Source organism: Collinsella sp. TF05-9AC, from assembly GCF_003438495.1.
In the GTDB taxonomy this organism is placed as follows: domain Bacteria; phylum Actinomycetota; class Coriobacteriia; order Coriobacteriales; family Coriobacteriaceae; genus Collinsella.
The window spans coordinates 25,990-51,391 of sequence record NZ_QSSH01000004.1; the positions used below are offsets into that span (position 1 = coordinate 25,990).

General features: G+C 60.9%; 26 protein-coding genes. 25 read left to right on the forward strand and 1 reads right to left on the reverse strand.

The genetic code is table 11. The features are described 5' to 3' along the window. The first annotated feature begins 9 nt into the window (after nt 1-9). The 11 genes from DXC52_RS02045 to DXC52_RS02095 all read left to right on the forward strand — a co-directional run bounded on the left by DXC52_RS02045 (nt 10) and on the right by DXC52_RS02095 (nt 9,829). Nucleotides 10-1,236 (forward strand): FtsW/RodA/SpoVE family cell cycle protein, encoded by a 1,227-nt coding sequence (locus DXC52_RS02045; RefSeq protein ID WP_117745943.1) that lies wholly within the window; start codon nt 10-12, stop codon nt 1,234-1,236. A gap of 18 nt (nt 1,237-1,254) precedes the next feature. Continuing rightward, entirely contained in the window at nt 1,255-2,184 is a 930-nt protein-coding gene (locus DXC52_RS02050) for a YcjF family protein (RefSeq protein WP_117745944.1), read from the forward strand. A gap of 10 nt (nt 2,185-2,194) precedes the next feature. Then, complete coding sequence (locus DXC52_RS02055) at nt 2,195-4,072, forward strand: TIGR03960 family B12-binding radical SAM protein (protein WP_117745945.1); 1,878 nt, start codon at nt 2,195-2,197, stop codon at nt 4,070-4,072. Then, on the forward strand, nt 4,069-4,881 hold the full coding sequence (locus DXC52_RS02060) for a TIGR03936 family radical SAM-associated protein (protein WP_117745946.1): 813 nt from the start codon (nt 4,069-4,071) through the stop codon (nt 4,879-4,881). The genes DXC52_RS02055 and DXC52_RS02060 overlap by 4 nt, the downstream gene beginning before the upstream one ends. Before the next feature lie 67 nt (nt 4,882-4,948). Then, nucleotides 4,949-5,323, forward strand: a complete 375-nt coding sequence (gene rplU / locus DXC52_RS02065) for a 50S ribosomal protein L21 (RefSeq protein WP_035138585.1) — start codon at nt 4,949-4,951, stop codon at nt 5,321-5,323. Between the two features lie 33 nt (nt 5,324-5,356). Next, nucleotides 5,357-5,614, forward strand: coding sequence for a 50S ribosomal protein L27 (gene rpmA, locus DXC52_RS02070; protein WP_006236075.1), 258 nt, complete (start codon nt 5,357-5,359; stop codon nt 5,612-5,614). Nucleotides 5,615-5,699: 85 nt separating this feature from the next. Beyond that, nucleotides 5,700-7,166, forward strand: coding sequence for a GTPase ObgE (gene obgE, locus DXC52_RS02075; RefSeq protein WP_172544921.1), 1,467 nt, complete (start codon nt 5,700-5,702; stop codon nt 7,164-7,166). A 3-nt stretch (nt 7,167-7,169) separates the two neighbouring features. Beyond that, a complete protein-coding gene (gene nadD / locus DXC52_RS02080) occupies nt 7,170-7,847 on the forward strand; it encodes a nicotinate-nucleotide adenylyltransferase (protein ID WP_089573445.1) in 678 nt (225 codons plus the stop codon). 87 nt (nt 7,848-7,934) lie between these two features. Further along, entirely contained in the window at nt 7,935-8,468 is a 534-nt protein-coding gene (gene yqeK, locus DXC52_RS02085) for a bis(5'-nucleosyl)-tetraphosphatase (symmetrical) YqeK (RefSeq protein WP_192934390.1), read from the forward strand. A gap of 27 nt (nt 8,469-8,495) precedes the next feature. Next, nucleotides 8,496-8,951: a ribosome silencing factor gene (gene rsfS / locus DXC52_RS02090; protein ID WP_117745948.1), complete on the forward strand. Its 456-nt coding sequence runs from the start codon at nt 8,496-8,498 to the stop codon at nt 8,949-8,951. A 137-nt stretch (nt 8,952-9,088) separates the two neighbouring features. Then, complete coding sequence (locus DXC52_RS02095; protein ID WP_117745949.1) at nt 9,089-9,829, forward strand: transposase; 741 nt, start codon at nt 9,089-9,091, stop codon at nt 9,827-9,829. A 77-nt stretch (nt 9,830-9,906) separates the two neighbouring features. Here DXC52_RS02095 and dinB read toward each other — a convergent pair whose 3' ends face one another. Continuing rightward, nucleotides 9,907-11,160 (reverse strand): DNA polymerase IV, encoded by a 1,254-nt coding sequence (gene dinB / locus DXC52_RS02100; protein ID WP_199409415.1) that lies wholly within the window; start codon nt 11,158-11,160, stop codon nt 9,907-9,909. A 201-nt stretch (nt 11,161-11,361) separates the two neighbouring features. Between dinB and rpsP the strand changes: the two genes are divergently transcribed. From rpsP to DXC52_RS02170, 14 genes are all read left to right on the forward strand, one after another. Then, on the forward strand, nt 11,362-11,703 hold the full coding sequence (gene rpsP / locus DXC52_RS02105; protein ID WP_022094749.1) for a 30S ribosomal protein S16: 342 nt from the start codon (nt 11,362-11,364) through the stop codon (nt 11,701-11,703). Between the two features lie 42 nt (nt 11,704-11,745). Continuing rightward, the gene (locus tag DXC52_RS02110) at nt 11,746-11,991 is read left to right on the forward strand and encodes a KH domain-containing protein (RefSeq protein WP_171021534.1); all 246 of its coding nucleotides are present in this window, start codon (nt 11,746-11,748) and stop codon (nt 11,989-11,991) included. A 4-nt stretch (nt 11,992-11,995) separates the two neighbouring features. Continuing rightward, nucleotides 11,996-12,517 carry a ribosome maturation factor RimM gene (gene rimM, locus DXC52_RS02115; protein ID WP_117745951.1) on the forward strand — a complete coding sequence of 174 codons (522 nt, stop codon included), beginning with the start codon at nt 11,996-11,998 and terminating at the stop codon, nt 12,515-12,517. A gap of 10 nt (nt 12,518-12,527) precedes the next feature. Continuing rightward, entirely contained in the window at nt 12,528-13,286 is a 759-nt protein-coding gene (trmD, locus tag DXC52_RS02120; protein ID WP_117745952.1) for a tRNA (guanosine(37)-N1)-methyltransferase TrmD, read from the forward strand. Between the two features lie 2 nt (nt 13,287-13,288). Beyond that, nucleotides 13,289-13,852: a signal peptidase I gene (gene lepB, locus DXC52_RS02125; RefSeq protein ID WP_035138578.1), complete on the forward strand. Its 564-nt coding sequence runs from the start codon at nt 13,289-13,291 to the stop codon at nt 13,850-13,852. Between the two features lie 59 nt (nt 13,853-13,911). Continuing rightward, nucleotides 13,912-14,823, forward strand: a complete 912-nt coding sequence (locus DXC52_RS02130) for a glycine--tRNA ligase subunit alpha (RefSeq protein WP_117745953.1) — start codon at nt 13,912-13,914, stop codon at nt 14,821-14,823. 3 nt (nt 14,824-14,826) lie between these two features. Beyond that, entirely contained in the window at nt 14,827-16,923 is a 2,097-nt protein-coding gene (gene glyS, locus DXC52_RS02135) for a glycine--tRNA ligase subunit beta (RefSeq protein ID WP_117745954.1), read from the forward strand. A gap of 34 nt (nt 16,924-16,957) precedes the next feature. Then, nucleotides 16,958-17,824 carry a pyruvate, water dikinase regulatory protein gene (locus DXC52_RS02140; RefSeq protein ID WP_117745955.1) on the forward strand — a complete coding sequence of 289 codons (867 nt, stop codon included), beginning with the start codon at nt 16,958-16,960 and terminating at the stop codon, nt 17,822-17,824. 250 nt (nt 17,825-18,074) lie between these two features. Beyond that, nucleotides 18,075-20,825, forward strand: coding sequence for a pyruvate, phosphate dikinase (gene ppdK / locus DXC52_RS02145; RefSeq protein ID WP_117745956.1), 2,751 nt, complete (start codon nt 18,075-18,077; stop codon nt 20,823-20,825). A 209-nt stretch (nt 20,826-21,034) separates the two neighbouring features. Further along, the gene (rplS, locus tag DXC52_RS02150) at nt 21,035-21,376 is read left to right on the forward strand and encodes a 50S ribosomal protein L19 (protein ID WP_006236098.1); all 342 of its coding nucleotides are present in this window, start codon (nt 21,035-21,037) and stop codon (nt 21,374-21,376) included. Between the two features lie 93 nt (nt 21,377-21,469). Further along, a complete protein-coding gene (locus DXC52_RS02155; protein WP_117745957.1) occupies nt 21,470-22,258 on the forward strand; it encodes a ribonuclease HII in 789 nt (262 codons plus the stop codon). Nucleotides 22,259-22,447: 189 nt separating this feature from the next. Further along, nucleotides 22,448-22,933, forward strand: a complete 486-nt coding sequence (locus tag DXC52_RS02160) for a YraN family protein (RefSeq protein WP_117745958.1) — start codon at nt 22,448-22,450, stop codon at nt 22,931-22,933. Then, complete coding sequence (locus DXC52_RS02165; RefSeq protein WP_055250022.1) at nt 22,933-24,456, forward strand: YifB family Mg chelatase-like AAA ATPase; 1,524 nt, start codon at nt 22,933-22,935, stop codon at nt 24,454-24,456. The genes DXC52_RS02160 and DXC52_RS02165 overlap by 1 nt, the downstream gene beginning before the upstream one ends. Continuing rightward, complete coding sequence (locus DXC52_RS02170; protein WP_055250024.1) at nt 24,453-25,388, forward strand: DNA-processing protein DprA; 936 nt, start codon at nt 24,453-24,455, stop codon at nt 25,386-25,388. The genes DXC52_RS02165 and DXC52_RS02170 overlap by 4 nt, the downstream gene beginning before the upstream one ends. Nucleotides 25,389-25,402: the final 14 nt, after the last annotated feature.

The following is a 25,402-nucleotide window of genomic DNA, read 5'->3' on the forward strand; positions in this document are numbered from 1 at the left end:
GAGGTTGCGATGGATTTTTCTCCGGCGGATCTGTTCCGTTCAACCAAGACCGGCTCTCGCAGCAGCCTGGACCGCGTCAACAAGCAACTTTCGGTCTCGCGCGGCACGTTTCGCCAAAAGGTGCATATCGGTGTGCTCGTGGCTACTGTGGCGCTCGTCGCCTACGGTGCCATCATTATCTGGTCGGCTTCGCAGTTTAAGGCCGATGCATCGTTTTCACGCCATCTTCTGGGAATTGGCATCGGGGCGGTGCTGGCGGTGCTGGTCTGGCGTACCGACCTGCGCGGTATTTCCAATTTCTCGACGGCGTTGCTCGTCATCGACCTGATCGTGATCTTCTCGCCCAAGATTCCGGGTCTGTCCTATACGGGCGGTCTGGGCATGACGGGCTGGATCAAGATTCCCGGTATCGGCTTGACGTTCCAGCCGGTTGAGCTTGCCAAGCTCATCACCATCTTCTTTATTGCTACGCTTGGTTCGCAGTATAACGGTCGCATCGATACCGTTCGCGACTACGTCAAGCTCTGCGGCATGCTGTCCATTCCGTTTTTGGCCGTCGTTGCCATGGGTGACCTGGGCTCGGGCCTGGTCGTGCTGGTTTCGGGCGCCATCGTCATCTGCATGAGCGGTGCACGCCGCGAATGGGTGCTGTCGACCCTGGCCCTGCTCGTGGGCCTGGTGGCCCTCGTCCTGGCGCTTGATTCGGTCTTTGATTCGTTGCTCGGCCACGATGTGCTCATCAAGCAGTATCAGATGAACCGTCTGACGGTCTTTATCGACCCCGATAATGCCGATTCGGACGATGCCTACAACCTGCAGCAGTCGCTTATCGCCGTTGGCTCGGGCGGCTTCTTTGGTAAGGGCCTGGGGCATGCGACGCAGTCGGCCGGCGGCTTTCTGCCTGAGTTCCACACCGACTTCGTCTTCGCCTTCCTGTCCGAGACCTTTGGCTTTTGCGGTTCCTTTTTGCTCCTGTGCCTCTACGTGCTGCTGATCTTTTCGACGATTCGCGTCGCCTTTAAGTGCGAGTCGCTGTTTTTGCGTCTTTCGTGTGTGGGCATCGTTGGCATGTGGGCGTTCCAGACTTTCGAAAACATCGGCATGTGCATCGGCATGATGCCGATTACCGGTATTCCGCTACCGTTTATTAGCTTCGGTTCGTCTTCGATGATGATTCAGCTGCTGACGGTGGGTATCGTACAATCCATATGGCGGCATCGTTCGGGCGCCGCGTAACCGCTGGAGGGGTTTGCTATGAAAATTCCCGTAGATAAGCTGACCCGCGCTTTTAAGATGGGCGCGTCCGTTAAGAAGGATTCCGATACGCCGGTGCGCGTCTCGGTCTATCTGGATTCGTCCGCCTCGCGCTTTCTGGCCGAGACGGTGCGTGACGCCTTTGTGCCGCAGACGACCTCGGGCATTGTGCGCGTCGAGCGTCTGGGGGAGGAGCGAATTGCTCCAAAGACCGATACCGATGTGGTGCTGGTGCTCTCGTGTGGTTCCGACCGCTTGGAGAGTGCCGTGCAGGAGCTCGTGATCGCCGGCGCGCCCGTGTGCGTGCTTGCCGAGTCTGCTGTGGAGGTGCCGTTTATCGAGGAGTCCACGCCCATGCTCGGCGTGGTAGCGGCAATCGATAAGACGTATCTGCTCGAGACGCTTGCCCGCTGGATTCTCGATCGCACCGACAAGGAAACGGCTTTTGCGGCGAACTTTGCCTTCATGCGCATCGCGGCGGCCAACCGTATCATCACCTCGTGCGCGCTCACCAATATGGCGACCGGTGCACTGGTGTTTTTGCCGGGCGCCGATTATCCCGTTATGGCGCTGGCGCAGGTGGGCATGCTCTTTGAGCTCGCGGCCGTCTTTGGACGCGGCATTAAACCCGAGCGTGGCTACGAGGTCGCGGGCGTGCTTGCCGGCGGTCTTGTGATTCGCGCGGTCACCCGCGCGCTCGTCAAGCAGACGCCGCATATTGGGTTTGCCGTCAAGGCGCTCACTGCTGCCGCGGGCACCTATGGCATGGGCCGTGCGCTCGTTTCGCTCTACGAGCGCGATGTCGACTACAGCCGTGCCAATGAGGTGGTCACTGCCACGTTTTCCCGCGTTCGCGATCTTGTGACCACGGTCGCGGGCGCTACCCGTCCTATGGCGTCCTACCAGGACGCATCAGATCTCGCTGCTTAGGGGTTTTCCGTTGCGCGTTCCGTACCAAGATTGTTTTCATTTAATTGAGCCGTTGCTCGCCAAGGTCGAGAAGCCGAGCCGCTATATCGATCACGAGTGGGGCACGCTTTCCAAGGCCGATGCCGACTACCGTTGCTGCCTGATCTACCCGGATGTGTACGAGGTTGGTCTGCCCAACCAGGGCATCGCCATCCTCTACAACATCCTTAACCAGGCCGAGGGCATCTCCTGCGAGCGCGGCTATGTGCCGTGGCCCGATATGGGTGACGCCATGCGCGAGGCGGGCATTCCGCTGCTGTCGCTCGAGGGTGCAGCGCCGGTCGCTTCGTTTGATATCGTCGGCCTGCATGTGCCGCACGAGATGGCGGTGACGAACTTCCTCGAGGCTCTCGACCTCGCTGGCATTCCGCTGTTAGCGGCCGACCGAGGTGAAGACGACCCCATCATCATCGCCGGCGGCCCCTCGGTGTACAACCCCGAGCCGTACGCGGCCTTCTTCGATGCCATCCTCATCGGTGAGGGCGAGGAATCGCTGCTCGAGACCTGCCAGCTGCATCGCCGCCTGCGTGACGAAGGAGTCCCGCGCGCGCAGATTGTTGAGCAGCTTGCATCCATTGCCGGCAACTACGTGCCGTCACTCTATGAGGTTCGTCATGACGAGCCCTGCTCGCCGCATGGCTACACCGTGCCACGTGAGGGCAAGGATGCGCCGACCGTGGTCTACAAGCGCGTCGTCGAGGATTTCGGCGCCACGAATCCGCTGTCGCAGTCGTGCGTGCCCTATGCGCAGCTGGTTCACGACCGCCTGTCTATCGAGATCCTGCGCGGCTGCGCCCGCGGCTGTCGTTTTTGCCAGGCCGGCATGACGTATCGCCCGGTGCGCGAGCGCTCGACCGACCAGATCGTCTCGTCGGTGATTCAGGGCCTGGAAAAGACTGGCTATGACGAGGTGTCGCTGACCTCGCTCTCCACGACCGACCACTCCTGCATTCGCGACGTGCTCGGCAGGCTCAACCGTCGCCTGGAGGATACGGGTATTCGCGTGTCTATTCCGTCGCAGCGCCTGGATTCGTTTGGCGTGGATATGGCCGAGTCGGTCGCCGGCGAAAAGAAGGGCGGACTGACGTTCGCGCCCGAGGCCGGCAGCCAGCGCATGCGCGACATCATTAACAAGAACGTGACCGAGGAGGACCTGGACCGTGCGGCCAAGGCGGCCTTCGAGGCCGGTTGGAACCGCATGAAGCTCTACTTTATGATGGGCCTTCCCGGCGAGCGCGATGAGGACATCGTGGCCATCGCCAATCTGGCCGATCACGTGCTGGAGCTCGGTCGTTCCGTGGTGCCCAAGGCTCGTCGCGGCTCGATTTCGGTGTCGATCTCGGTTTCGGTCTTTATCCCCAAGGCTGCCACGCCGTTCCAGTGGTGCCCGCAGCTCGACTACGACGACGTCAAGCGTCGCCAGAAGCTGCTTATCACGAGCGTTCGCAACCGTGCCGTCCGCGTGCATTACCACGATGCCGAGACCTCGCTCATCGAGGCCGCGCTTTCCCGCGCCGGTCGTGACATGACGCCCGTCATCATCGATGCTTGGCGCTCGGGCTCTCGCTTTGACGCCTGGGTAGAGCATTTCTCGCTCGATAACTGGAAGGAAGCTGCTGCCAAAAACGGCATCGACCTCAATGAGCTCGTGCACCTGCCCTACGAGTTGGACTGGCGCCTGCCGTGGGAGCACGTGAGCCCCGGCTGCACGCGCGGCTTCCTCGAGCGCGAGTACCGTCGCTCGCTCGAGGGCGTCACGACTCCCGACTGTACCCGCACGTCGTGCACCGGCTGCGGGATCTGCCCCACGCTCCACGCCAAAAATGTATTGATGGGTGATCGCGCATGAGTGAGCGCCTGACCGACAACCCCACGCTCTTTAGACTTCGTGTTCGCTATGGCAAGCGCGATCGCCTTAAGTACCTGGGCCATCTCGAAGTGATCCATACCATTGAGCGCATCGTGCGCCGTGCGGGACTTCCCTATGCCGTCACGCAGGGCTTCTCTCCGCACATGCGCGTGGGCTTCTCTTCGGCGCTACCGGTTGGTACGTCGTCGACCTGCGAGTGGTATGACCTGTTTATGACCGAGTTCGTGGCGCTCGACGAGGCGTTTGAGCGCCTGGCTGCGGCGTCTCCGGCCGATCTGGCGCCCATCGAGGCGGCGTACATCGACGTGCGCACGCCGGCATTGACGGCGCAGCTCACGCGCCTGTCGTATCGCATCGACTTACACCTGGATCCCGAGGCGCCCGTAAGCGCCGACGAGGTGCGTCGTGCGATCGACACGCTGCGCGCGGATCATGGCATCGACTACGCGCGCGGCAAAAAGAGCAAGCGCTTGGATTTGGATCACACGCTCGTTGGCTATGAGCTCACGGCGGGGGAGCGCCCGGACCATTTGGTTCTCATGCTCGACACCCATGCCGACAACGAGGGCTCTATGCGTCCGGAAATTTTGCTTTCTGCTGCTGATGTTTTGTTGCAGGGCTTGACCCCGGGCGTGGATGCACCTATTGTTTCCACCGGTATGCAAGACCTCGTGACCATCTGCTCCTACGATGTCGAGCGTCAGAATCAAGCATGCGAGGACGACGAGGGCCGACTCGTCAGCCCCATACCTGTGCGAACTTGTGGATTTGCTCCACATACTCGTTGACGGGGGTATTTTCGCCTGCTACTATATTCGGCTGTTGCACTAACTGATGCATGAAGGGCAAGTAAACATGTACGCAATCGTTAACACGGGCGGCAAGCAGTACAAGGTCGCCACCGACGATGTCATCACCGTCGAGAAGATCGAGGGCAATGAGGGCGACAAGGTCACCCTGCCGGTTATCTTCCTCAACGATGGTAAGAAGATCGTCACCGATCCCGACAAGCTGGCCAAGGCCAAGGTTACCGCTCAGATCGTTGAGCAGTTCAAGGGCGAGAAGCAGCTGGTCTTCAAGTTCCACAAGCGTAAGCGCTATCGTCGTCTGAAGGGTCACCGTCAGCAGCTCACCAAGCTGAAGATCGTGAAGGTCCAGGCTACGTCCCGCGCCAAGAAGGCTGTCAAGGCAGAGGCCGAGGCTGTTGCCGAGGCTCCCGTCGCCGAGTAGATTACACTCGTAACGAAAGAGTAGGTATACACAATGGCACACAAAAAAGGACTCGGTTCCTCCCGTAATGGCCGTGACTCCCGCGGTCAGCGCCTTGGCACGAAGCGCTATGCCGGCCAGACGGTAACCACGGGCACGATTCTCGTCCGTCAGCACGGCACGCACATCCACCCGGGTGAGAACGTTGGCCGTGGTAAGGACGACACGCTGTTCGCGCTGGTCGACGGTACCGTTGAGTTCCACAAGGGTATCAAGCACAGGGTCAGCGTACGCCCGCTCGCGAACGCGTAATTCACCCTTCATAGAGCACATATGTGGGAGGCACTTGAGTTTTAGGATTCAAGGGTCTCCCTCTTTTTTGTAGGAGGCGATTCTGTTGTCACAGTTCACCGATATCAGCCGCATTAACGTGTGCGGCGGCGACGGCGGAGCCGGATGCATGTCGTTTAGGCGCGAGGCATTTGTCCCCAAGGGCGGCCCCGATGGCGGCGACGGCGGTCGTGGCGGCAATGTCGTCATCCAGGCCGATGCTCAGCTGTCTTCGCTGATCGATTACCGCTTTAAGCATCACTTCCGCGCCGAGCGCGGCACGCACGGGCAGGGTGCCCGTCGTAACGGTAAGAGCGGCGAGGACCTGATTCTCAAGGTCCCTATGGGTACCGTGGTGCGCGAGCTCGATCCCGAGACGCAGACCCCGATGTTCGAGATTGCCGACCTGGTGCACGACGGCGAGCGCGTCGTCGTGGCGCCCGGCGGTGCCGGCGGTCTGGGCAACACACACTTTGTGACGTCGGTGCGTCGCGCTCCGGCCTTTGCCCAGCTCGGCGAGCCTGCCGAGGAACACTGGATCGAGCTCGAGATGAAGCTTATGGCCGATGCCGCGCTTGTGGGCTTTCCCTCGGTGGGTAAGTCATCGCTCATTGCGCGCATGAGTGCCGCCCGCCCCAAGATTGCTGACTACCCGTTTACCACGCTCGTGCCGAACCTCGGCATGGTGCGTGCCGGTGAATATTCTTACGTCGTTGCCGACGTTCCCGGTTTGATCGAGGGCGCGAGCGAGGGCAAGGGCCTGGGTCACCAGTTCCTGCGCCACATTGAGCGTACGGCACTCATCATGCACGTCGTCGATATGACGGGTGGTTTTGAGGATCGCGATCCGGTCGAGGACTATCGCATCATCAACCGCGAGCTCGAGCAGTATGGCGCCGAGCTTTCGGAGCGTCCGCAGATCGTCGTTGCCAACAAGTGTGATGCGCCGGGCACGGCCGACAAGATTGCCGACCTTAAGCGTGCGGCGCTCGACGATGGCCATATGTTCTTTGCCGTGTCTGCTGTTACGGGCGCCGGCCTCAACACGCTGATGCTTGCCGTGGGCGAGCAGGTGGCTAAGCTTCGCGCCGAGCTGGCGGTCTCTGATGAGCCGGTCGATCTGCGCGACGAGGAGTGGGAGCGTCGCCGCCTGCAGCGCGAGAAGCGTTTCCGCATTGTCCAGGAAGAGCCCGGTGCCTTCCGCGTGGTCGGTCGTGCCATCGAGCGCATGGTCATCCAGACCGACTGGGAAAACGAGGAAGCCGTCATTTACCTGCAGCATAAGTTTGCGCGTATGGGTGTTGACGACGCGCTCGAGAAGGCCGGTTGCCGTGCGGGCGACGAGGTCCGCATTTGCCAGCGCGCTTTTGACTTTGAGGGCGCCGAGGACTTCTCGGAGTACGAAGAGCTCGAGGATGCTGGCGAGGACGTTGCCGTCGAGGCCATTGACGTGGCCGATGCTGCGGATGAGGGCGTCGAGGTTGTCGATGCGGCGGATGCCGAGGACGATGCCGAGACCTCGGAGGGCGAGTAAGCCATGTCGCTGCGCGGTGGAATCGGTCTGCCCGAGCTTCCTCTAGAGGACGGGCAGGAGTTTAGGCTCGGCATTATGGGTGGCACCTTTGATCCCATCCATTACGGGCACCTGGTGACCGCTGAGCAGGCGCGTGAGTCCCTCGACTTGGATGCCGTGCTCTTTATGCCGGCGGGCACGCCTGCCTTTAAGCTTGACAAGCCGGTGACGCCTGCCGAGGACCGTTATGCCATGACGGTCCTCGCCACCGCCGCGAACCCGGCCTTTTTGGCGAGCCGGTTCGAGATCGACCGCCCGGGCGTAACCTATACGGCTGATACGCTTCATGCCCTTCGCGACTTTTACCCGCCGCAGGTAAAGCTCTACTTTATTACGGGCGCCGATGCGATTATCGATATCGTGACCTGGCATGATGCCGAACGAATCGCTGAGCTTGCTACCTTTATTGCGGCGACACGACCGGGCTTTGATATCGATACAGCGCGTGCCCGAATCAAAGAGTCGGGGCTGCCGTTCGACGTGCGCTATATTCAGATTCCGGCGCTGGCGATCAGCTCGACGAACATTCGTAAGCGAGTTGCCCGCGGCATGAGCGTGCGCTATCTTACGAGCGAGTCCGTGCTCGGCTACATTCGCAAACGCAGGCTATATGCCGATTTGGGCCAAGAAGATTTTGAGTGATGGGGGTCTACGTTGTCGGTAGAGGATCAGTTTGAGGGCGATGAGCGCGCACTGCTCAAGCGCATTCAAGAGCTGCTCGATGTTCGCATGAAGGATAAGCGCAAGCGCTATGTGCATTCGCTGGGTGTTGCCGAGACCGCACTTCATCTGGCCGAGGTCTACGGCGTTGACCGCTTTGATGCCGCTGCTGCCGGTCTGATCCACGACTGGGACAAAGTGCTCTCCGACGACGAGCTGGTTACGCGCGCTCTGCATTACGGCATTAAGATTGCCGGTTCTCCTTCCGCCGCGACGCCGCTTTTGCATGGTCCTGTTGCCGCCTATGAGCTTCCGCAGCTTTTCCCCGAGTTGTCGCCGGCCGTTTTCCAGGCTGTCGACCGTCATACCGTGGGCGCTTGCGACATGACGCCGCTCGATATGGTGGTCTTTGTGGCCGATGCCATCGAGCCCAACCGCCACGGCGACTATGCGCATGCGCTGCGCAAGATGGTGGGGGAGTCGTCGCTCGACGAGTTGTTCTTCTCCTGTTTTGCGCAGGGTTTGGTCTATGTGATCCAGTCCGGGCGCTATCTTTATCCCACGGCTATTTCGATTTACAACCATTACGCCCAGCTGCGCTAGCTCGGGCTGTCTAGAAAGAGGTATTCCATGGCCGACGAGACCATGACCGACGAGCAGATTCTTGAACATGTGGAGCACAAGAGCTTCGCCGCCACGTCCGACCGCACTGCCGCCTCGCTGTCCGCGAGCGGTGTCGCCGCCGAGGATGTCGCCCGCGCCGCCGCACAGGCCGCCTACGACAAGAAGGGCGAGGACGTTCAGGTGCTCGACCTGACCGAGCTTTCCGACGTATGCGACTACTTTGTGCTTGCCACCGGTACCAACAACCGCCAGGTCGATTCTATCGTCGACGAGATCGAGGAGAAGGTCGCCGAGGCTTGCGGCGAGCACCCGTTCTCCATCGAGGGTCGCGAGCAGAAGACCTGGATGCTCATGGACTACGGTTCGGTTGTCGTCCACGTCTTCACTCCCGAAGCCCGCGACTTCTACCGCCTCGAGAAACTCTGGGGAGACGCCCCCCAGCTCCCCCTCAATCTCCTCTAAATGATTTTTCTGGGACGGGGATAAAATAATCATTGCTACCGTTTGCCGAACCGCTCACCTTTGTTGGGCGGTTCGGCCTTTTTCTTCCTTTCCTTTTGTATGCTGTGACTACTGCATCCTTGGAAGGGAGAGTTTCGATGACTCGTGTTGCCCGTGCGTTGTCCGAACTCGGCCATTATCACGTCATGCTCAAGGGCTGTGCTGGCCAGCTGATCTTCGAAGACGATGACGATCGCCTTTATTTTCTCAATCTATTGAACAGACGATTTACGTCCGCTCATATTCGTCTTCTTGCCTGGTGCCTCATGGACAATCATGTTCACCTGCTATTTGATGATCTCGATTATCAGATGAGCGTTGCTATGCATGCGATTGATACGGCATATGCGAAACACTTCAATCAAAAAACCGGCCGCCGCGGACCGGTGTTCCAGGAACGATTCAAGAGTGTGATCATTTCTGACGACAAACAGCTGCTCCGTTGCGTCCGATACATACACGACAATCCTGCAAAAGCAGGTATTTCTTCTGCTCCTCTGTATCGCTGGAGCAGCTTCCATGAGTATTTCTCTCATCCCGAAATTTGTGATTGTGAAGGTATTCTCAATCTGTTTGGGGGTACGGAAGCGTTTTATCTTTCGAGTACCGACGGCAAGCCTAATCCCTATTTTATGCCCGAAGGTAAGCATATCTCCGATATGGATGCGCTGGAAGTTGCCCGGGCTCTTTTGGCTCCGCATGAGCCTTATCAGCTTAAAACTTTGCCGAAATCAGAGCGAAATCGTCTTCTGGCAGTGTTGAGGCATCGGGGGTTTACGATTGACCAGATTTCGCGTCTGACGGGAATTGGGACCAATATCATTCAAAGGGCGAAATGACGCTCCAAATGATTAAAAAATCCCCGTCCTAGAATAATCATTCGCAGCTGCCCGGCTTTCTTTTTGTCCAAAGGCGGTTAATCGTTGAAGCGGGATTGGCGGCCGAAGGATAGGGCGGTGTCGCCGAATTTGTCTCGGACGGCGTCGATGGCGACCGAGAGGTCGCGACGGTCGCTGGATTGGGCTCCGCGGTCGTCGACTTCGCAGAACAGGTCGGTCTGGATGCCGCCCTGATGGTCGAAGTCGCTCATGCCGATGCCCGCCAGGCGCACATGCATGCCTTCCTGCCAGATGTTGTCGAGCAGCTCGAGCGCCACCGCTACAAAGATGTTCTCATCGTCGGTCGGATGCGTCAGCCGGCGCTGTGCCGTACGCCCGCTGCCATACGAATACTTAAGCTTGAGCGTTACCGTGGCACCCGTCAGCCCCTGACGGCGCAGACGGCGTCCCACTGACTCTCCCAACAGCGCAATCGCCGCTTCGATGTCCCCGCGCTCAGTCAAATCTTTCGCAAAGGTGCGTTCATTGCTGACCGACTTGACCTCGCGCTCTTCATCGAGACTTGTGACTTCGGAGATTTCGAGCCCCAGCGCACGTTGGCGCATGCGTTCGCCGTTGACGCCAAAAATAGAGGCCAAGGTGGATTCCGGTGCGCGTGACAGCTCGCCAAGCGTGTAGATGCGCATGCGGCGCAGCCGTTCCTCGGCCGAGCGTCCGATGCCGCTCATAGCAGATACCGGCAGCGCGGCCAAAAAGCGCTGCTCGGTTCCAGGGCGCACGATGGTCAGCCCAAACGGCTTGTCCCGCTCGCTTGCGATTTTTGCGACCGTCTTGTTGCAGCCCACGCCAATGGAGCAGGTCACCCCCAGCGCTGCCACGCGATCGCTGATGCGCTGCGCAACCAGCAGCGGGTCTTCGGGCGCAAAGCGACCCGGTGTGATATCGATAAAGGCTTCGTCGATGGATACGCGTTCAACGCGCGGGGTCTCGTCGGCGAGAATCGCCATGACCTGCGCGCTCACCTCGTGGTAGCGATCAAAGTGCCCGTGCGTCCAAATGGCTTGCGGGCACAGGCGCCGCGCCTCGGCCGAGGCCATGGCAGAGTGCACGCCAAAGCGACGCGCCTCATACGAACACGTGGACACGACGCCACGCGAATCGGCGTCTCCGCCCACGATGAGCGGCTTTCCGCGCCATTCGGGATGATCGAGCATTTCCACGCTCGCAAAAAACGCATCAAGGTCCATCAGGCCCACCGCCGGACCCGTCCAGGGAGGCGGCGTGACGCCCATGGCATCCTCATAACCGTATGTATGTTCGCGTCTTTCCATGTCATGAGTATACCGCGCAGCTCATGTGGGGTGCGTGTATGTGCTTGCAAATCCCGAATTCTTGTCTAAGATATGGATTTGCCCTCGACTACACCGAAGAAGTTGGTCTCACGGACTTCACCTGCCCGCGTCGATGGCGTATTATGTTCAACTGTTTGTTTGTAGTTGCAGCCTAAAGCTGCTTGGTTGGAGGAGTTTCCTTTGGCAGTCAAGATTCGCCTTGCTCGTCACGGCGCTAAGAAGCGTCCGTACTACCGTGTCGTCGTCGCCGATTCCCGCGCCCCGCGTGACGGTCGTATCATCGAGGAGGTTGGCCGCTACAACCCGATGACCGCCCCCAAGACCATCAACCTCGACCTCGAGAAGATCGCCGACTGGCAGTCAAAGGGCGCTCAGCTCACCGACGCCGTCGCCGCTCTGGTCAAGGCCGCCAACGAGGGCGAGAAGACCGAGACCGTCGTCAAGAAGTCCAAGAAGCAGCTCGCCAAAGAGGCCGAGGCCGCTAAGGCTGCCGCTGAGGCCGCTGAGGGTGCCGAGGAGTAAATCGTGCCTGAGGTTGACGCTGCACAGCTCGAGGGTGAGGCAATGCTCTCAGATCGCATCGCCGATCTCGTCGAATATCTCGTTGTTCAGATCGTCGACGACCCGGATTCCGTGAGCCTTGAGGTCATCGATGGTGACGACGCCTCTACGATTGAGGTTTCGGTCGCCGAGGATGATGTCGCTAAGGTCATCGGCCGTCGTGGCCGTACCATCAAGGCCATTCGCACGCTCGCCCGTGCACTGGCCGCTCGCCTCGACACTGCTGTCGAGGTAGAGGTTCTGGGCTAGGACCTTGAGGTCCCAGTACAAAAACATCGCCCGTGTGGTCAAGCCGCACGGAAGGAAGGGGGAGGTCCTCGCGCAGCCGCTGCGGGGGCTTCCTTCTGTATTAGAGCCGGGTATGCGCGTCGCCCTGACGCCGCCGGCGCTCAAGCGCGACCGCTTTTGCACGGTCGTGTCCGTCACCGATACGGGCGATGGCGATCTGGTCTCGTTTGAGGGCATTGACGACTTGACGGCCGCCGAGGGCATCACGGGATGCTACGTGCTGGCAAATCGTGACGACTTTGAGCTCGATTCGCTCGACGCTGCCTATACCGACCTGATGGGTCGCGAGGTGGTCGACGAGCGCTTCGGTTCGCTCGGTACGATCGTCGAGATCATGTCGACGCCCGCCAACGATGTTTGGGTTGTCGAGGGTGATCGGTACGGCGAGGTGCTGATTCCCGTGATCGAGCAGGTCGTGCTCGATCTTCCCGACACAGGAACATTTTCCGTCCACGTTATGGACGGCCTGATCGATATGGACAAGTAGGGAGGACAACATGCTGATCGAGACCCTTTCGGTCTTTCCCGAGATGTTTGAGCCCGTCATGTCCACATCGATCTTGGGCCGCGCCCGCAAGGCCGGCCTTTTTGATTTTAAGGCGTATAACCTGCGCGACTGGACGCACGACCGCCATCGTACCGTCGATGACGAGCCGTACGGCGGCGGGCAGGGCATGCTCATGAAGGTCGAGCCTATCGCCGAGGCCATCGAGGCCATTAGCGCAGAGGGTCCCAAGCCCACTGTGGTGTTCTTTACCCCCTGTGGCGAGCCCTTTACGCAGCATGTGGCCGAGCGCCTGCTCAAAAGTGAGCGCCTGCTGTTTGTGTGCAGTCGCTACGAGGGCGTCGACGAGCGCGCGTATGCGTATGCCGATGAGCGTCTGTCGATCGGCGACTACGTGCTTACGGGCGGCGAGCTTCCCGCTATGGTCGTTGCCGATGCCGTCGTACGCCTGATTCCCGGCGCCCTGGGCGACGAGATGAGCAACGTCGACGAGTCGTTCTCGACCGCCGAGGACGGAGGACTGCTCGAGTACGCGCAGTACACCCGTCCTGCCGAGTTCAACGGCGAGGGCGTGCCGCCGGTGCTCGTGAGTGGCGATCATGCCAAGGTCGATGCCTGGCGTCGCAAGAACGCCATCGAGCGCACCTGCCGCTGGCGTCCCGATCTGATCGAGACGGCGCGCCTTACGCCCCAGGAGCGCGCTTACGCGCAGGAGATTTTGGACGCTGCGTATTCGCAGAGCGAGGAGTGAGAATGGTTCCATCGCAGCATTCCGCGTTGAGGGGCGCTTTTGAGTGGATCGCGGTCATCGCGATCGCGCTCGTGGCCACCTTCTTGATTCGCTCGTTTGTGGTCGAGCCCTTTGTGGTGCCCACCGGCTCCATGGAGTCCACGATCGAGATTGGCGACCAGATCCTGGCACAAAAGGTGAGCCTCGAGCTCGGTCAGCCCGTCAAGCAGGGTGATATCGTGGTGTTTCACAACCCCGATGGCACCTCCGAGCATGATGTTCTTGTCAAGCGTGTTATTGCCACGGCCGGCCAGACGGTCGACCTGCAGGATGGCAAGGTGGTCGTTGACGGCCAAGCGCTCGACGAGGACTATACGACGGGCATGAGCTGGCCACTTTCGGTCCAAGCGCCCGGCGCTCAGGTAAGCTATCCCTACACCGTTCCCGACGGGTGCGTGTGGGTGATGGGCGACAACCGCGAAAACTCTGCCGACTCACGCTACTTTGGTCCCGTCGATCGCTCTGATTTGATCGCTGTGGCGCTTGTGCGCTACTGGCCGCTCAACCGCATCGGCGCTATCGACTAAAAACCGCTATAGTACAGTACCTAACCGTGTAATCGTTTCGACGAGGGGATATTAGAGGCATGAACGCTTCATCGCTTTCCTTCCAAGACATCATCTTGCGTCTCCAGCAGTACTGGGGCGAGCAGGGCTGCGTCATTATGCAGCCCTATGACTCCGAGGTCGGTGCCGGTACCTTCCATACCGCGACCACGCTGCGCTCGCTCGGTCCCGCCGAGTGGCGCACCTGCTATGCGCAGCCTTGCCGCCGTCCCGCCGACGGCCGCTACGGCGAGAACCCCAACCGCATGCAGCACTACTATCAGTTCCAGGTGCTCATCAAGCCCTCTCCGGTCAACGCCCAGGAGCTTTACCTGGGGTCTCTTGCCGCTATCGGTCTGGACCCCAACGACCATGACGTCCGCTTTGTCGAGGACGACTGGGAGAGCCCGACGCTCGGCGCCTGGGGCCTTGGCTGGGAGGTCTGGCTCAATGGCATGGAGGTCACGCAGTTTACGTACTTCCAGCAGGTGGGCGGCATCGAGGTCGACCCCGTGCCCGTCGAGATCACCTACGGCCTGGAGCGTATCGCCATGTACGCCCAGGGCGTTAACTCGGTCTACGACCTGGTGTGGAGCTACCTGCCCGACGGCACGCCCATGACCTATGGCGACGTGTTCCTCGAGAACGAGCGCGAGTTCAGTGCCTATAACTTTGAGGTCGCCAACGTCGAGATGATGCGTCAGAAGTTTGACGACTACGAGGCCGAGTGCCATTCCTGCCTGGAGCGCAAGCTGCCGCTGCCGGCATATGACTGCGTCATGAAGTGCAGCCACACTTTCAACCTGCTCGATGCTCGCGGCGCCCTGTCCGCGGTCGAGCGTGCCAACTACATCCTGCGCGTCCGCGCCGTCGCCAAGGCGTGCTGCGAGGCCTACATGGCCGAGGTCGCCGGAGTCAACGAGAATGCCGATCAGGAAGGCGAGGTGGCGTAAGCCATGGCAGACGCTAAGGATTTCCTGTTTGAGATCGGTACGGAAGAAATGCCCTCCGCACCGCTGAACAATGCCGTCAAGCAGCTTGGCACCATGATCGCCAAGGGTCTCGACGAGGCCGGTCTGGCCCACGGCGAGGTCCGTGTGATCTCGAGCCCGCGCCGCCTGGCTGCGCTCGTTGCCGACGTCGCCACCGCGACCGACGAGGTTCACGAGGTCAAGCGCGGCCCCGCGGCCAACATCGCCTTCGATGCCGACGGTAACGCCACCAAGGCCGCCCAGGGCTTCGCCCGCAAGTGCGGTGTGGCTGCCGAGGATCTGGTCCGTCGCGAGGACACCGACGGCCGTGAGTACGTCTTTGCCGAGAAGAACATCCCTTCCGCCCCGGCCACCCCGATCCTGACGGCCCTGTGCGAGAAGACTATCGCTGGCCTGCAGTGGCCCAACTACCGCTCTCAGCGCTGGGGTCACGAGCATGCGACCTTTGTTCGTCCGGTCCGCTGGATCTGCTGCCTTCTGGGCGAGGACGTTGTGCCCGTGTCGTTTGCCGACGTGACGAGTGGCAACACCACGCGTGGTCATCGCGTGCTTGGCCCTGGCGACCATGTGGTTGCCAGCCCCGCCGTCTACGAGCAGGTGCTCGAGGACGCCGGTGTGCTTTCTGCCGAGCGTCGTCGTGAGGCCATCCTCGCCGGTATCGCCGAGGTCGAGGCTGCCCGTCCCGGCTGCCATGTCGATACGCCCAAGAAGGTCTTTGAGGAGGTCATTAACCTCTGCGAGTGGCCGACGGTGCTCGTCGGTACCTTCGATGAGGAGTTTCTCAAGGTCCCGCACGAGATTATCTGCGAGTCCATGCTCACCAACCAGCGCTACTTCCCGATCTATGACGGCGAGGGCAAGCTCACGCGTGAGTTCGTGGTCGTTTCCAACAGCAAGCCCGAGAATGCCGAGCGCGTGATTGACGGCAACGAGCGCGTCGTGCGCGCCCGTCTGGACGACGCCAAGTTCTTCTACGAGGAGGACCTGAAGATCTCCCTCGACGAGTTCCGCGAGCGTCTGGCCAAGGTCGCCTTCCAGGAGAAGCTCGGTAGCGTGCTCGCCAAGTCCGAGCGCATTGAGCAACTCGCGCTTGCCATCGCTCGCGAGGCCCATCTGGGCGCCCACCTGGCCGCCGACGCTGCTCGCGCCGCGCACCTGTGCAAGGCCGACCTGGTGTCTAACGCCGTCGTCGAGTTCACGAGCCAGCAGGGCGTGATGGGCGGTTATTACGCGACCGCGATGGGGGAGAACGACGAGGTCGCCCACGCCATTCGCGATCACTATCGTCCCCGCTTTGCCGGTGACGAGCTGCCCGAGGGCACCGCTGGCTGCATCGTGGCCTGTGCCGACAAGCTCGATACCATTGCCGGTATCTTTGCCATCGGCGAGCCCCCGACCGGCTCCTCCGACCCCTATGCGCTGCGTCGTGCCGCTATCGGCATCATCAACATCCTGCGCGACCGTCTGCCGATCGACCCCACGTCGCTTATCGACTTCGCCCTCGAGCTCTATGGCGAGCAGGGCATTGAGTTCGACGCCGCCGAGGTCGCCCAGCAGGTTCGTGACTTCTTCCATGGCCGCCTGGTGAGCATGGCCCGCGACGAAAAGATCCCGGCCGATACCGTTGCCGCCGTCTCCGCGGTGCACATCATCGCTCCGTCCGTCTTCTTCGCCCGCTGCGCCGCCCTCGACGAGGCCCGCAAGAACGACGCCGAGACGTTCGACAACCTTGCGACCGCCTATGCTCGCGCCGCGCATATCTCCAAGCCCGAGCTGGGCGTGGAGTACGACCGCAGCCTGATGGGCGAGGTCGAGCTTGCGCTCGCCGACGCCTCCGAGGCTGCTCAGACCGCTGTCGATGCCGCCCTTGCTACCGAGGATTATCCGGCCGCATTTGCTGCCCTCGCCGCCCTGCGCGCGCCCATCGACCGTTTCTTCGACGAGGTCATGGTCATGGACAAGGACGAGCAGCTCCGCGATAATCGCCTTAAGCTGCTCAACCGCTTCGAGGCCGTTTTCTCCGGCATCGCCAACATCGGTGAGCTTGCTCGTAAAAAGTAAGCCAGCCTGCGCGTAAGCGCAAAAGGAGCCCCGCATGGATTGCCCGGTCACCGCTCGTCCCACCGTTATCGTTATCTCCGACTCGCTCGGTGATACCGCTTGTGAGGTGGTGCTTGCGGCGTCCGGGCAATTTGATGAAGGGGCTTTTCGTTTGTTGCGCCTGCCCAAGGTGACCTCGGTGGAGCAGGTGGAGTCGTTTGTGGGCCCGCGCGTCGATGCCGACCATCGCGATATTGCCGTGTTTCACACCATTGTCGATCCGGCGCTTCGCGCCCGCGTGCTCGATTACCTGGGCATGCTGCATATCCGTTCGGTCGACCTGATCGGTCCGACGCTCGCCGTGCTATCGTCGCTCATCGGTGTGCCGCCCAAAGGCGTCGCGGGCGTGATTCACAGGACCGATGACCGCTATTTCCATCGTATCGAGGCCATGGAATATTTCGTTGAGCACGATGACGGGCGCGGTTGCGACGATTTGTCGGGTGCCGATATCGTGCTGCTGGGCGTATCGCGCACGTCCAAGACGCCGCTGTCGATGTATCTGGCTTATCAGGGCTACAAGGTTGCCAATGTTCCGTTGGCCCATGGCATGGAGCCGCCGAAGTCGATTTACGAGGTCGACCCGATGCGCCTGTTCGGCCTGATTTCGACCGTCGATGTGATTTCCGAAATTCGCGATAGCCGCTTGGGCGATGACTACGCTCGTGCCGTTGCCGGCTCCTATGCCGAGCCCGAGAGCGTGCGCAGCGAGCTTGAGGAAGCTCGTGCCCTCATGAAACGCCTAGGCTGCTTTGTGGTGCGTACCGACGGCAAGGCCATCGAGGAAAGCGCTGCCGAGATCATTAGCCACTTGGAGGAAATCCAAGAAGCTCGCGCCCGCCGAGCCACCAGCCGCGCCTAATATTAGTAGCATTTTGATAAAGCGATTTAGCAAAAACATCGCATCTGACCTGCTTTTTTATTGTAGTGGTATCTTCATAAGGTAACCAACTTTACCTACCGTTTACCGCCAGTTTTAGCACGTTTACCAAACCGCGTATCCTCTGCTCAAGCCCGTTCAAATCCGGCCGTATAGTTCCCTCACGGCCCGCATCCGGCGGGTCGATTCGTTACCACGGTCGTGCGCGTAAGCGCATGGAAGGGGAAGTATCGTGAGCGATTGCAAGAGGGTTTACCGTTTTGGTACCGACGCCCAGGGCACCTGTGTCACCGAGGGCGACAAGTCCATGAACTTCGTGCTTGGCGGCAAAGGCGCTAACCTTGCCGAGATGAGCCGTATCGGCCTGCCGGTTCCCGGTGGCTTTACTATTACCTGCCAGACTTGCGTCGAGTACTCCGGTGCCGGCAACGTGTGGCCCGAGGGTGCACTCGATGAGATCGTTGCTGCCGAGGCGGACCTCGAGGCCCGCTGCGGCAAGAAGCTCGGCGACGCCTCCGATCCGCTGCTCGTGTCGGTTCGTTCGGGCGCTCCGTTCTCCATGCCCGGCATGATGGACACGGTCCTCAACTTAGGCCTCAACGACGACTCCGTTCAGGGGCTCATCGCCCAGACGCAAAATCCGCGTTTTGCTTGGGATAGCTACCGCCGCTTTATTCAGATGTTCTCCAACGTCGTTATGGGCGTTGACGCCGACCTGTTCGAGAACGCGCTGACCCAGGCACGCCTGGTCGCCGGCGTCCGCGTCGACTCCGAGCTTTCGGCCGAGGATCTGCAGGAGCTCGTCGAGACCTTTAAGGGCATCTTCTCCGAGAACGTCGATGCCTCCCTGTATCCCGAGCTCGAGGTCGCCGACGGCAAGCCCGTCTTCCCGCATGATCCGGAGCTCCAGTTGCGCCTTGCCATCCAGGCCGTCTTTGGCAGCTGGATGAATGAGCGCGCCTGCATCTACCGCAAGCAGCATGGAATCTCCGACGAGCTCGGCACCGCCGTCAACGTGCAGGCCATGGCCTTTGGCAACAAGGGCGAGACCTCTGCGACCGGTGTCGCCTTTACACGCAACCCGGCAGACGGCACCAAGGAGTTCTACGGTGACTTTTTGGTTAACGCCCAGGGCGAGGACGTTGTCGCCGGCATCCGCAACACCGAGCCCATCGCCGACCTCAAGGCCACCCCGGGCCTCGAGTCCGCAGGCAAGGAGCTCGAGCGCGTGTTCCTGACGCTCGAGGATCATTACCGCGATATGTGCGATATCGAGTTCACCATCGAGCAGGGCAAGCTCTGGATGCTCCAGACCCGCGTGGGCAAGCGTACCGCAACCGCCGCTCTGCGCATCGCTATCGAAATGGTCGAGGAAGGACTGATCACCCGCGAGGAGGCCGTAAACCGTATCGATCCCGCGCAGCTCGACCAGCTCCTGCACCCGCAGTTCGATGCTTCCAAGAAGTATGAGGCGCTGGCCTGCGGTCTTAATGCCAGCCCCGGTGCCGCCGTGGGCGAGGTCGTTTTCTCGAGCGATGACGCCGTCGCGCGCGCCAACGAGGGTCACAAGGTCATTTTGGTTCGCTGGGAGACTAACCCCGACGACCTGAAGGGCATGGTCGCCGCCGAGGGTATCCTGACCAGCCACGGTGGCAAGACGAGCCATGCCGCCGTTATCACCCGCGGCATGGGTACGCCCTGCGTCTGTGGCGTTGAGCGCTTCCATATTGACGCCGCCGAGAAGGTCGTGCGCATCGAGGGCAGCGACCGCGTACTGCGCGAGGGTGATGTCATCTCCATCGACGGCACCCAGGGTATCGTCGTCGACGGCGCCGTTGATCTGGTTTCGGCCGAGCTCACCGGCGATCTGGACACCATCCTGTCCTGGGCCGACGAGATCCGTCTGGACGAGACCGACGGTCACGCCAACCACGTGCGCGTCAACGCCGACAACCCCGAGGACGCCGCGCTCGCACTCGAGTTTGGTGCCGAGGCCATCGGCCTATGCCGCACCGAGCACATGTTCCTGGGTGACCGTAAGAACATCATCCAGAGCTTTATCCTGTCTGACGATGAGGCCGTGAAGCAGCAGGCCCTGGCCGACCTGCTCAAGGTCCAGACCGAGGACTTTCTGGCGATGTTCAAGACCATGTCCGGTCGCGATGTGGTTGTCCGCCTGCTCGATCCGCCGCTTCATGAGTTCTTGGATAATCCTCGCGAGCTCGAGGTCGCCATCACCAAGAAGGAAGCCGCTGGCGCCAACGAGGAAGAGCTTGCCGCCCTGCGCACCCGTCTGCGTCGTATTGACGGCATGGTCGAGTCCAACCCGATGCTCGGCCTGCGCGGTGTGCGCCTGTCCGTCGTCTTTAGCGATCTGCCGTTTATGCAGGTTCGCGCCGTCGCTACGGCTGCTGCCCGTCTCATCAAGGAAGGCGTCGATCCGCGCCCCGAGATCATGGTTCCGCTCGTCTCCATCACGGCCGAGCATGTCCAGACCCGCGAGGTTATCGAGCGCGTAATCGCTGAGGTTTCCGCCGAGGAGGGCGTCGAGCTCAATATTCCCGTGGGCACGATGCTCGAGCTGCCGCGCGCCTGCATGGTCGCTGACGAGATCGCCCATCACGCAGACTTCTTCTGCTTTGGCACCAACGACCTCACCCAGACGACCTTCGGCTTCTCCCGCGACGATGCCGAGGCCAAGTTCATCCCGCTGTACATGCACAAGAAGATCTTGAAGGACAATCCCTTCGAGACCATCGACACGGCAGTACTCGAACTGGTGCGCATGGCTGTCGAGAAGGGCCGCGCCACCAACCCCGACATGCACTTTGGCGTGTGCGGCGAGCACGGCGGCGACCCTAAGTCCATCAAGGGCCTGTTTAACGTGGCCGATGTTGACTACGTGTCCTGCTCGCCCTACCGCGTGCCCCTCGCACGCCTGGCTGCCGCCCAGGCCAAGCTCGAGGCCAAGCGTTCCGCCTAACGTTTTGGGTTTAGACGCCTAGCGTAGCCCCCTTCATGCCGCCCGTCTCATTCGTGAGACGGGCGGTTATCATGTGCGGGTTTTGTCTTTTTGTCTGCGTAAAAAATTGTTCTTGCAGCAGAAACCCGCGCGTGTATACTGGAATACGTTTGTTCAACTACGTGCCGGCCAAGGTGGTACGGCACCTCTAGAAGAGTAAGGAATTGCACATGGATTACATCCGCGCAATCGAGCGTCAGCAGATCCGCGAGGACATTCCTCAGGTTCGCGTCGCCGACAACGTCAAGGTTCACTACCGCATTAAGGAAGGCGACCGCGAGCGCATCCAGGTCTTCCAGGGCGACGTCATCCGCATGGCCGGCGCCGGTGCCCGCGAGACCTTCACCGTCCGTAAGATGTCCTTCGGTGTCGGTGTTGAGCGTACCTTCCCGCTTCACAGCCCCAAGATCGCCAAGCTCGAGGTCGTTCGTCATGGTCGCGTCCGTCGCGCCAAGCTGTACTACCTCCGCGACAAGGTGGGCAAGGCTGCTCGCATCCCCGAGAAGCGCTAAGAAGATCGCAGCGTCTGTCCACTCGTTTGGACACAAGGGTCACCTTCGGGTGGCCCTTCTTTTTATCTGATTTGCATGCAAGGAGGGCCTAGTATGGCCAACATGACGAGCTCGGTTTCGGCATCGCAAGTTGCCGGTGAGTTGGCGAGCGCTACGTTTGAGGAGATTCCCGCCCTCGTGGAGCATTATCGCGAGGACCCGCGCCAGCAGGTGATCAAGGCTTGCGAACGCGCCCTCAAACGTCATGCCAAAGAGCTTGCCGAGCGCGAGCGCGTCAATGACATGTACGAGCTTATGCATGAGCTTGGCGGCGATGGGGTGGTCGTTGGTGTCGACGAGGTGGGTCGCGGATCGGTGGCCGGTCCTTTGACGGTATGCGCCGTCTGTCTTCCTATGGAGCCGCGCATCTGGGGCATCAACGATTCCAAAAAGCTCACGCCGGCGCGCCGCGAGCTGCTCTCGGTTAAGATTGCCGAGGTGGCGACTGCTATCGGCTTTTGCCATATCGCTCCTGCAGATATCGATGAGATGGGTATGGCCCGCGCCATCCGCGCTGCCGTTGCGGGTGCGGTGGCCGATACGGGACTTGAACCCGACTGCGTCCTCATGGATGGCAACCCCTTGGGCGCCGTTCCCAATGAGCGCGACGTGGTTAAGGGCGATGCCAAGATCGCCTGCATCGCCGCGGCGTCCATCATGGCCAAGGTCACGCGTGACGAGATGATGGTCGAGTACGACGCCGAGTATCCCGAGTACCATCTGGCCGAGTCGAAGGGCTATGCGAGCCCCGAGCACATCGAGGCCATTCGCAAACATGGACTTTGTCCGCTGCACCGCGTGAGCTTTTGCGGAAACTTTCTGCAGACTGAGCGCCTTTTCTAGGCCAATTGTGGAGACATGGACCTCTGGGGTTTTATAAACCTGCTGGTAGCGGGCCGTATGCAACACCATTGTTGCGTACGGCCCGTTTTTTGACGGCATTTGGTCAGCTTTTGGTTTGCTTCCGGTACTTACCCGCATGAAAGGTGCCCTCATCATCGGGGCAATGCAGTGTGCGGGAAAGGAGACCCCATGAGTGCCGCAAGCAAAAAGAGCAAGACGCAGCAGCTCAAGGAGCGTTGGGAAAACGGCGAGCTCGACTCCGGGGCGATGACGCCCGAGTTTATCAAGGGACTCAGTCCCCGCGAGCTAGGCATGCTGGGCGAGCTGATCACCATCGACTACTTTAACGAGCGCGGCTACACCTTGCTGGAGCAGGGCTATCGTTGCACCGAGGGCGAGGCCGATCTGGTGCTGCTCGATGAGCTCGACGATGTCGTGGTGATGGCCGAGGTCAAGACGAGACGCGTCGCCCTGGATTGCACCACGCGGGTCTTTCCCGAGGAGGCCGTGGACGCCCAAAAGCAACGCCGCTACCGCCGCATCGCAAGCTGCTATCTCATGGAGTATTATCCGCTCAAGGCGATTCGCTTCGATGCTGTGGGTGTCACCATCCGCGGCGGGCATATCGCCGAGATCGAGCACCAGTACAACGCGTTCGATTGGCAGGTGTCGTGATGGCGTTCGAGACGTTTGCCGTTCACGCGGCCTGCATCCGCGGCGTCGAGGCGATTCACGTCACGGTCGAGGTCTCGCTTGCCGGTGGCGTTCCGGGCATCCAGATGCTCGGCATTCCGAGTATGGAGGTGATGGAGTCACGCGGTCGTATTCGCTGCGCGATGCGCTCCGCCGGGTTCGAGATCCCGCGCTCGGGCATTACCGTTAACCTGGCACCCGGCGATATCCGCAAGACCGGTAGCGGCTTTGACCTGCCCATCGCCATCGCGGTTCTAGCGGCCGATGAGCAGATTCCCCGTGACAACCTCGATCGCTGCCTTATCGCAGGTGAGCTTGGTCTGGACGGTACGGTGCTTCCCGTCAAGGGCGAGGTGGCGTTTCAGCTATTGGCTCGCGACATGGGGCTGTCTTTTATCGCCGGCAGGTCCGACCAGCATGTGCCACTCGCGGGCGTAGATTGCGGCTTTATCGACCATCTGTCTCAGCTTGCTCACGGCATGGGCGATGCCGCACGGCACTACTTGGATTCCGAGGGTGTCGAGGCGACCTTTGAGCCCGAGCTCGACTATGCAGACGTGCTGGGGCAGGAAGTCGCTAAACGCGGCATGGCGCTTGCGGCGGCAGGAGAACTCGGCTTGCTCATGATCGGGTCTCCGGGATCGGGCAAGACGATGCTCGCACGCCGTATGACCGGCATCCTGCCCGAGCTTTCCGTTGAGGATCAGCAGGAGGCACTGTGCATCCATTCGGTTTTGGGTGAGAACATTGATGGCTTGTTGGCGGGGCACCGCCCCTTCCGCAGTCCCCACCACAGTATTTCGACCGCAGGCCTTATCGGCGGCGGGCGCCCGGTGCACCCGGGTGAGATCAGCCTTGCTCATGGCGGCGTGCTCTTTTTGGACGAGCTTGCCGAGTTTCCCACTGGCGTGCTGCAGACGCTGCGTCAGCCCATCGAGCGCGGCTACGTGAGGATCGTACGCGTCGACGGGGCTTTTACCTTCCCGTCGCGCTTTCAGCTGCTGGCTGCGAGCAATCCCTGCCCCTGCGGCTTTTTGGGCGATCGCGAGGTGCCGTGTCGCTGCTCGGCGGCGATGGTCGAGCGCTATCGGTCTAAACTGCGCGGTCCTTTGGCCGACCGTATCGACATGATGATCGATGTGACCCGTCCCGACCCTCAAGTGATTATCGAGGGTGCGGAGGGCATGTCGTCGGCCGAGTTACGTGACTACGTTGTGCGCGGTCGCGCCTTTCGCGCTTGGCGCGAATCCCGCATGGACGATGCGGATGCCGAGGCCGAGGATGACGAGACTCGGTCCATTGACGGCGTCGTTTCGACCTTTGAGCTCGATGATGCGGCGGAGAAGTGTGTGCTCGGCCTGTCGAAGCGCACGCATCTCACAGGGCGTGGCATCGTGCGCCTTGTTCGCATTGCGCGCACGATCGCAGATGTCGCCGAGAGCGAGCAGGTGACGCAGGACCACGTGCTCGAGGCGGCGATGTACCAGGGAAGGAGGGACCAATGATGGCTGAGGGGACCTTCGAGCTGCATCCAGGTGACGCGTTGTATCCCGAGACCGTTTTGGAGCTTTCTGATGTACCTCAGACGCTCTATGTGCGCGGCAACCCCGAGGCGCTTTCGACGCCCGCGCTCTCCATCATCGGTGCGCGAAAGGCCTCGCCGTATGGTCTTGCCGTGGCAGAGCTTGCGGCGAAGGTGGCGGTTGAGGCGGGAGTGACGGTAGTTTCGGGCGGTGCGGTCGGTTGTGACCAGGCCTCGGGTTGGGCTGCGGTCAACGCCGGCGGCAAACACGTCGTGGTGCTGGGGACGGGCGCCGACGTGGTCTACCCGCGTTCGAGCGCGGGGCTTATTACGCGCACGCTCGATACGGGCGGCGCGGTCGTGTCGATCTCTCCGTGGGGCATGGGTCCGCGCAAGTTTGCCTTTCCGCGTCGCAATCGCGTGATCGCGGCCCTGTCGCAAGCCCTCTTTGTATCCGAGGCGGGTATGCCTTCCGGGACGTTTTCTACAGCCGAGGCTGCTATGGATTTGGGGCGCGAACTTCTTGCCGTGCCGGGGTCGATCCTATCGCCCGAGTCGCGTGGCACGAATTACCTCATTGCGAACGGTGCCTGCTGCATTGTCGACGAGGAGTCCATCGAGATGGCTATCTCTCGCATATACGGCACCCTGCGCTACTCGCGCCCCGATGCTCCCGGCATTGCCGACCTGAATCCAACACAGCAGACCGTGATGCATGCGCTCATCGCCTCGCCGCTCAAGGTCGACGACATCGCGGCGCTCGTCTCACTCGATGCTGTCGGCGTACTCAAACTCTTGGGTTCGCTTGAACTCGAGGGCCTTATCGAGCGCATGATGGATGGAAGGTATGCGCCCTCCAAGTTTGCCCTTCACGCCCAGACGCCCTTCGGTCACAATGGAAAACGTGTCAATTAGAAAGGTGTTTGCAG